The sequence below is a fragment of the Pedobacter sp. 01T416_2 genome, assembly GCF_056398925.1.
In genome coordinates, this window is sequence record NZ_JBFTQI010000985.1 from 1 (window position 1) to 1,874 (window position 1,874).

Consider the following 1,874-nt stretch of genomic DNA (forward strand, 5'->3'; position numbering starts at 1 on the left):
AAATTGGATCGCGTACACAAGTACAGGGCGATATTGGCAATGATATTAAAACCTGGAGCATTAAAAAACTAAACGAAGAAACGATAAAATACTACCTGTTATCGTTAAAAGAAGCCAAAATTTTGCAGCAAACTAAAGTTGATGTTTTGGATGCCGTTTTGGCGGGAGATAAAAATAACCGGAATTACAGGCCAACACTGTATGATCTGCTTGCACACCGGGCCATCGATGTTTTTAGCAACACACAGATTAACCTTACACAATATGATGATGACTCAATTGATATGAGCAATGCTGCCTGGTTTGGCAACAGACAGGATTTTTTGGTGATGGAACTCACAAATGATAGTACATTGTTTAAACCGCAAGCTTTGCAGTTGTTTAAAAACCTGATAAGATTTCATCAAAACAGCAATAACTTTTCGGCATTGGCCGATATTGATTTAAAGCGCTTAAAATTTATACAACGAAATTTTAGTGGCGATAATCAGGAATTGTACAATAACGCTTTGAGTAATTTGGCTGAACAAAGCACCCAAACCGAAGTTTATGCCGATATCTTATATGAACAGGCCCTTATGCATAAAAATGCGCAATTGCCTGTTGATACCAACAAACAAAATCTTTTAACAGCCGTTGTTTTAGCCAAAAAAGCTGTTGAGGCCTATCCTAAAAGTATCGGTGCGCAAAATGTAGAAAATTTAATCAGGCAGATTAAAGGCAGCGAATTATCAATTAAAATAAAAGGATATATCCAGCCGGATAAACCTGCACAGTTATATTTATCATATAAAAATACAGATACAGTACATGTTAGGCTGTTTAAAGCACCCGAATCTCAAAATAATTACGAACAGTTTAAAAACAAGGATGACTTTTTAGTTTTTTTTAATCAAAATAAAGTAATCAAAAAATGGTTTGTCGTTGTACCTAAAACCAGCGATTATCAAAGCCATACCTTAATTGATAAAATAGATGGTTTACCCTTTGGTAATTATACTTTGATTGCCCAAACTGTTAACCGCGAACAAAAAGATACCGTTTATAGCAATATTAATTTTAAGGTTACTGCAATGGCTGTAATCAGCAGGCGCAATATTGAAAAACATGAATATTTTGTTAGCCAGCTTAGCGACGGTGCCCCGTTGAAGAATGTTAAAATCCAACAACAGAGATATGACTATAACAAGCGGAAATATATTAATGGCGATTTAATTACCACTAATGAAAATGGTTACGCAACTACAAATGAAACCGGTGGGAATATGTCTTTTGCGGTGGTTACTTTTGGGAAAGACGAATTGAAAGTAAACATCAATAATTATAACACCTATCGGGATGAGGATGATAAAGAACGTGTAATTCTTTTTACTGATAGACCTATTTATCGGCCAGGGCAAACCATTTACTACAAGGGTATATGCTTACAATCGAAAGATGKTAAAAATAAAATAKAAGTAAATAAAACACTTGAGGTTTTTTTTAATGATKCCAACGGAAAGGAAATAACTTCGACTAATGTAACGAGCAATGATTTTGGTACTTTTCAAGGATCTTTTAATATCCCGATGGGGAAATTAAATGGCCAGATGGAAATTGAAACCGATTATGGGCGTATTAATGTACAGGTTGAGKAATACAAACGCCCAACTTTTGAGGTCGTTTTTGATAAACCTAATCAGCACTACAAACTGAACGACAGCATTAAAGTACAAGGTAAAGCCAGTTCTTTTTCAGGATATTCCGTAAATAATGCAAAGGTAAATTATAAGGTTTTCCGTAGAGTATTGTACGATTACCTCTTAACTTACACGCAACGTTATGCTATTTATGATTCAAATATTTATATTTAAAGAAAGCAGATTGCCATTGTC

At 34.6% G+C, this 1,874-nt stretch carries 1 protein-coding gene; it reads left to right on the plus strand.

Annotated elements, in window-relative coordinates; all coding sequences use genetic code 11:
• Positions 1-1,853: MG2 domain-containing protein (locus tag AC1DPQ_RS26545; protein ID WP_477611405.1), on the plus strand; the 1,853-nt coding region annotated here is incomplete at its 5' end.
• Between the last annotated feature and the right edge of the window lie 21 nt (positions 1,854-1,874).